Genomic DNA, 5,896 nt, shown 5'->3' with positions numbered 1-5,896 from the left:
CGACCTCCTGGCCGACCTTGACGACCTCGGAGGGGTGGTTGACGTGGTTCCAGGAGAGCTCGGAGATGTGGATGAGGCCGTCGATGCCGCCGAGGTCGACGAAGGCGCCGAAGTCGACGATCGAGGAGACGGTGCCCTTGAGGCGCATGCCGGGCTTGAGCTTGGAGAGGATCTCGGAGCGCTCGGCCTTGCGGGCCTCCTCGAGGACGACGCGACGGGAGAGGACGACGTTGTTGCGGTTGCGGTCCATCTCGATGACGCGGGCCTCGATGCGGGTGCCGAGGTAGGCGTTGAGGTCCTTCACGCGGCGAAGGTCGACGAGGGAGGCGGGCAGGAAGCCACGCAGGCCGATGTCGAGGATAAGGCCGCCCTTGACGACCTCGATGACCTCGCCCTCGACGTTCTCGCCCTTGTTGAACTTCTCCTCCACGCGGTTCCAGGCGCGCTCGTACTCGGCACGCTTCTTGGAGAGGATCAGGCGACCCTCCTTGTCCTCCTTCTGGAGAACGAGGGCCTCGATGGTGTCGCCCAGGGAGACGACGTCCTCGGGGTTGACGTCCTTGCGGATGGAGAGCTCGCGGGCGGGGATGACGCCCTCGGACTTGAAGCCGATGTCCAGCAGAACCTCATCGTGCTCGATCTTGACGACGGTGCCCGTCACCAGATCGCCCTCATCAAAGTCGGTAATCGTACCGTCGATGAGGCTGTTCATCTCCTCGTCGGACATGTCATCCAGAGAGAAGACGGACGAGTTCTGAATCTCACTCAAAGGTGGACCCCTTTCGAAAACGGGGCCCCGATCAACATGACCGCTGCCGGGCGCTCGGCGTGGTTGCGTTTGCGCAGTTGGAAACTTACATGCTCTCGGGGGCCTACAGATACGTTTGCATGGGCATTTTACCCATGCGTGTGATAGGGTACCTTTTGTGTGGTGCGTTTATCAAGCCATACCTGTGGATTTCAGGAATTTCATTTCCTAACCAAAACTCCTCCCGCCGCCTGCCCCTTCCCGTGGAGTAAAGTCGGAAGGCATAACTCCCCTAGGAAGGACGCGTCGTGATCAAGGCGGTTCTCTTCGACCTGGACGACACCCTGCTCGACATCAACCTCACCGCCTTCGTGGCGCGCTACGCCGCAGGAAAGTCGCGCATACTCGCGGACGCGTCCGGCCTTCCGCTCCCCACCATAATGACGAGGCTCGCGCAGAGCTACCTCAAGGTGAACGACCAGGCCAGGACCGACCAGCTCACGAACGAGCGCCTGCTGGACGACACGTTCTTCTCGCTCACCTCCATCCCCATGGACGACCCGGCCATCGCCGACGCCATCAACTACTACGAGCGCGAGTGCCTGGAGCCCCTGCGGGGCGGCATCGTGATGGCGGCGCCGCGTCCCGGCGCGCGCGAGACGGTGGAGAAGGCCATGTCGATGGGGCTGACCGTCGCCCTTGCCACGAACCCCACCCTCACGCTCGCGGTCGACCACGTGCGCATGCGCTGGGCCGGCGTGGACGACCTGGGCTTTGCGCTGGTGAGCCACATCGGCAACTCGACGCGGACCAAGCCCTGCGCCCGCTACTACCAGGAGTTCGCGGCGCAGCTCGGCCTGACCCCGCAGGAGTGCCTCATGGTGGGAAACGACGCGGCGCGCGACTTCCCGCGCCCGGACATCGGCATGAGCACCGCCTACGTGGGCCACGGCTGGCCCCGCAAGGCGGTGTGGAGGGGCAGCATCGGCGACCTGGGCCGTCGCCTGCCCGAGATAGTTGACCTTCTGAACTCCCGCGCCGACCTGCGCGCGGACGCGACCAAGGAGCGCCTATGACCATGAACAAGGCTACGTACGACAACCACGTCCAGATCCTACGAGAGGAGCTGGTGTGCGCCCTCGGCTGCACGGAGCCCATCGCCGTGGCGTACGCGGCGGCGCTGGCCCGCGCGGCGCTTCCCGCGGCGCCCGAGCACCTGCACGTGGCGTGCAGCGGCAACATCATCAAGAACGTGAAGAGCGTGACCGTCCCCAACTCCGGCGGCATGCGCGGCATCGAGGCCGCGGCGACGCTCGGCGCCGTGGGCGGCGACCCCACGCGCGACCTCGAGGTGCTGCAGTCCGTGGGCGTGGACGACATCGACCGCACGCGCGAGCTCGTGAACGGGGGCTTTTGCGACGTCGAGCTCGCGGAGGACGTGCCCAACCTGTACGTGCGCGTCGTCGCGACCGGCGCCGGCCACACGTCCGTCGCCTGCATCGAGGAGCGCCACACCAACGTGACCGAGCTCGCGCTCGACGGCAGGCCCACCACGGCGGCGGGCAGGTCCGCCTCGGGCGAGAAGGGCGAGGCCTCCGGCTCCGGGGCCGACCGCAGCCAGCTCTCGCTCCAGTCGATCTGGGACTTCGCTCACGAGGTGCGCCTCGAGGACGTGGACGAGCTCGTCTCCAACCAGATCGACACGAACCAGGCCATCTCCCGCGAGGGACTCACCCACCGCTGGGGCGCCAACATCGGCAGCACGCTCCTCAAGAGCCGCCCCAACGACATCAGCTGCAAGGCGCGCGCGGCCGCGGCGGCCGGCTCCGACGCCCGCATGAGCGGCTGCGCCATGCCCGTCGTCATCAACTGCGGAAGCGGAAACCAGGGAATCACCTGCTCGCAGCCCGTGCTCGAGTACGCGCACGACCTGTGGAGCTCGCACGAGGAGCTCGTGCGAGCCGTCGTCCTCTCGGACCTCACGGCGGTGCACGTCAAGTACTTCATCGGCGAGCTCTCGGCCTTCTGCGGTGCGGTCTCCGCGAGCTGCGGCGCCGGCGCGGGCATCTGCATGCTGCGCGGCGGCTCCTTTGGCCAGTTCGAGGCGACCATCGTGAACACCCTCGCCAACGTGGGCGGCATCGTGTGCGACGGTGCCAAGCCCAGCTGCGCCGCCAAGATCTGCGCGGCCGTGGACGCGGCCATCCTGGGCTGCGACATGGCGCTCTCCGACGACAACTTCCTCGCGGGCGACGGCCTGGTGGGCGCCAACGCCGAGGAGACCATCCGCTCCATGGGCTACGTGGGCCGCGTGGGCATGCACCCCACGGACGTGGAGATCCTCAACATCATGATCGGCAAGCGCGACGTGGACGCGGACGCCTAGCCGCGCGGCGCTGCAACGGGACGCGAACGAGGGCGGGGTGCGGGCCAAATCGGCTCGCACCCCGCCCTCGTCTTCCCTCCTGTCTGGTGGGACCAGATGGCCCGCGCGCCTAGCCCGCGACCCTGTAGCCGGCGCGGCGCACCGCGGCGCGCATGGCCTGCTGGTCAAGCGGCTGCTTCGCGAACACGTGCGCGCTCCCGTGCCTGAAGTCCACGTCCGCCCAGGCGCCGCCCGCGCTCTCGAGCGCGCCGGCGACCTTGTTGGCGCAGTTCTCGCAGTGCATGCCGGTGATGCTGAGGTCCGCCTGGTAGGGGTAGTTCTTCTCGCTCAGGTCCGCCGGACGCTGGCGCCGCTTGGCACCCGTGTCGCAGGCGCCGCCGCCACAGCAGTCGCGCTTGCCACTGAACACCTGGATGGCGCGACGCCCCGCAAAGGCAAACGCCACGATCACGATGGCGACGATTATCACGTTGATCATGTCTGTCCTCCTCGATATGTTAACTGTAGCTAACTATAGCGGGGAGAAACCCAAATGCAACCGCCAGTTTCCGATCGTCCGGCCCAGGCCGCAACGCGGCCGCGGCCCGCGGGGCTAGAAGCCCTCGTCCTCGATGAGGTGGGCACGGTCGTCGGCGGCCGTGGTGGCCAGCTCGTCGCAGCGCTCGTTGAGCTCCGTGCCGGCATGGCCCTTCACCCACACGAAGCTGACCTTGTGCGGCTTCTTTGCGGCAAGCAGGCGCTTCCACAGGTCCGGGTTCTTGACGGGCTGCTTGGAGGCGTTCTTCCAGCCACGCTTCTGCCAACCGGCGACCCAGTTCTTGTTGAACGCGTTCACCACGTACTGGGAGTCGGAGTGGACCTCCACCTCGCACGGCCGCTTGAGCGCCTCGAGCGCCGCGATCACGCCCATGAGCTCCATGCGGTTGTTGGTGGTCCTGCGGTAGCCCTGGCTCAGCTCGCGGCGGTGCACCACGCCCGCGGGGTCGGTGTACAGCAGGACCGCCCCGTAGCCGCCGGGGCCGGGGTTGCCTCGCGACGAACCGTCCGTCCAGACCACCACGCGCATCCTGCCGGGCGCCACCTCGCGCACGGTGCCGGGGTGCTCCCTCACGAACTCGTCAAAGCTCGCCACTACTTCGCCTCCGCCCAGTTCTTGCCGTAGCTCACGTCCGCCAGGAGCGGCACGCGCAGCTCCACCACGCCCTGCATGGTGTCGCGCACCAGCTCGGACAGCGCCTCGATCTCGTCCTCGGGAACCTCGAAGTCCAGCTCGTCGTGGATCTGCAGCACGAGCCTGCTCCTGAGGCCCTCCTCGCGCAGGCGCCCCGGGACCCTGGTCATCGCGATCTTGATGATGTCCGCCGCGGTACCCTGCATGGGGTGGTTCTTGGCCGTGCGCTCCGCGAACGAGCGCAGCTGGAAGTTCCTGCTGTTGATGTCCTTGATGTGGCGCTTGCGTCCGTACATGGTGATTGCGTAGCCGTTCTTGCGCGCGAAGGCGACGCAGTCGTCCAAGAACTTCCTCACGCCGGGGTACGCCTCGAAGTAGCGGTCAATCATCTCCTGCGCCTCCGCGCGCGGGATCTTGAGCGAGGACGCCAGGCCAAACGCCTGCTGGCCGTACACGATGCCAAAGTTCACGGCCTTGGCGCGGCTGCGGAGCTGGGGCGTGACCTCCTCCACGGGCACGCCAAAGACGCGCGCCGCCGTGGCGCGGTGGAAGTCCGCGCCCTCGTTGAAGGCCGCGACCAGGTGCTCGTCGCCCGAGAGGTGCGCGAGCAGCCTCAGCTCGATCTGGGAGTAGTCGCAGGCGAGAAACACGCAGCCCTCGGGGACCGTGAAGGCCGTCCTCACGCGATGGCCCAGCTCGGAGCGGGTCGGGATGTTCTGCAGGTTCGGGTCCGAGCTCGAGAGCCTGCCCGTCGCGGCGACGGTCTGGTTGAGCGTCGTGTGGATGCGCCCGTCCCTGCGGATGAGCTGCGGCAGCGCGTCCAGGTACGTGTTCTTGATCTTGGCGCGCTCGCGGTAGTCCAGCACCTCGCGCACGTACTTGCTCGCCTCGTATCCGCCCTCGGCAAAGCCCTCGATCACCTTGGCGTTGGTGGAGTAGAACCCCTTGCGCGTCTTCTTGAGGCCGCGCGTCGGCAGGCCCCACACGTCGAACAGCACGTGGCTCAGCTGCTGCGGGGAGTCGATGTTGAAGTCCTCCCCCGCCGCCTCGTGGATGTCCGCCACCATGCGGTCGATCTCCGCGCCGAGCGACTCGCTCTGCTCGCGAAGCCTGCCCGGGTCCGCGTGCAGGCCCGTGCGCTCCATCTGCAGCAGCACCACCAAAAGCGGCATCTCCACGTCGGCAAACAGCTTGGCAGAGCCGTCCTTCTCCAGCAGCTCAGCAAGGCGCGGCCTCAGGGCGAGCGCCGCCTGCGCCTCGATGGCGGCGGCGGGCAGCTCGTCCGTGGCCTCGGGCAGCGTGCCGCCCATGACCTGCGGGTCCTGGTAGAGCTCCTCCACCTTGAAGTGACCGCTGTCGGAGTCGAGCAGGTAGCCCGCCACCCCGCAGTCGAAGATCCTCGCGGGGTCCACGTCCTCGGGCCGCACCAGCGCCTCGTCCGCGGAGTCCATGGGGCACACCTCGTGGAGAAGGGCCTTCACGTCGCCCGCGACCAGGTGCCCCTCGCGCGCGAGCCTGACCAGCGCGGACGTGGCCGCGTCGCCCTCGAACCTCAGGAGCGCGGCCTCGGTCGCCACCCAGAGCACGCGGG

6 protein-coding genes are annotated in these 5,896 nt (G+C 67.7%); 2 read left to right on the top strand and 4 right to left on the bottom strand.

The window, feature by feature from the left end:
* Nucleotides 1-769 (bottom strand): S1 RNA-binding domain-containing protein (locus tag ACI38Z_RS00935; protein WP_439788316.1); only part of this gene is annotated, 769 nt, incomplete at its 3' end.
* Between the two features lie 287 nt (nucleotides 770-1,056).
* Here ACI38Z_RS00935 and ACI38Z_RS00930 point away from each other — a divergent pair.
* Nucleotides 1,057-1,824 (top strand): HAD family hydrolase, encoded by a 768-nt coding sequence (locus tag ACI38Z_RS00930; protein ID WP_439788315.1) that lies wholly within the window; start codon nucleotides 1,057-1,059, stop codon nucleotides 1,822-1,824.
* A gap of 2 nt (nucleotides 1,825-1,826) precedes the next feature.
* Nucleotides 1,827-3,134 carry an L-cysteine desulfidase family protein gene (locus ACI38Z_RS00925; protein ID WP_439788318.1) on the top strand — a complete coding sequence of 436 codons (1,308 nt, stop codon included), beginning with the start codon at nucleotides 1,827-1,829 and terminating at the stop codon, nucleotides 3,132-3,134.
* Nucleotides 3,135-3,243: 109 nt separating this feature from the next.
* Here ACI38Z_RS00925 and ACI38Z_RS00920 read toward each other — a convergent pair whose 3' ends face one another.
* From ACI38Z_RS00920 to ACI38Z_RS00910, 3 genes are all read right to left on the bottom strand, one after another.
* Nucleotides 3,244-3,612, bottom strand: a complete 369-nt coding sequence (locus ACI38Z_RS00920) for a heavy-metal-associated domain-containing protein (protein ID WP_439788314.1) — start codon at nucleotides 3,610-3,612, stop codon at nucleotides 3,244-3,246.
* A gap of 114 nt (nucleotides 3,613-3,726) precedes the next feature.
* Nucleotides 3,727-4,200: a ribonuclease HI gene (gene rnhA, locus ACI38Z_RS00915; protein WP_439788317.1), complete on the bottom strand. Its 474-nt coding sequence runs from the start codon at nucleotides 4,198-4,200 to the stop codon at nucleotides 3,727-3,729.
* A 65-nt stretch (nucleotides 4,201-4,265) separates the two neighbouring features.
* The coding region (locus tag ACI38Z_RS00910; protein ID WP_439788313.1) for a DNA polymerase at nucleotides 4,266-5,896 on the bottom strand (1,631 nt) is incomplete at its 5' end.

The organism is Parafannyhessea sp. (assembly GCF_051876455.1).
Taxonomy (GTDB): Bacteria; Actinomycetota; Coriobacteriia; order Coriobacteriales; family Atopobiaceae; genus Parafannyhessea.
The sequence above is the reverse complement of the archived record's forward strand: the minus strand, read 5'-3'. Positions and strand labels throughout refer to the sequence as shown.

What these genes read in the sequence shown, in the direction of transcription:
- ACI38Z_RS00925 (WP_439788318.1), top strand. Translation starts at nt 1,827, where the DNA reads ATGAACAAGGCTACGTACGACAACCACGTCCAGATCCTACGAGAGGAG.
- ACI38Z_RS00920 (WP_439788314.1), bottom strand. Translation starts at nt 3,612, where the DNA reads ATGATCAACGTGATAATCGTCGCCATCGTGATCGTGGCGTTTGCCTTT.
- rnhA (WP_439788317.1), bottom strand. Translation starts at nt 4,200, where the DNA reads ATGCGCGTGGTGGTCTGGACGGACGGTTCGTCGCGAGGCAACCCCGGC.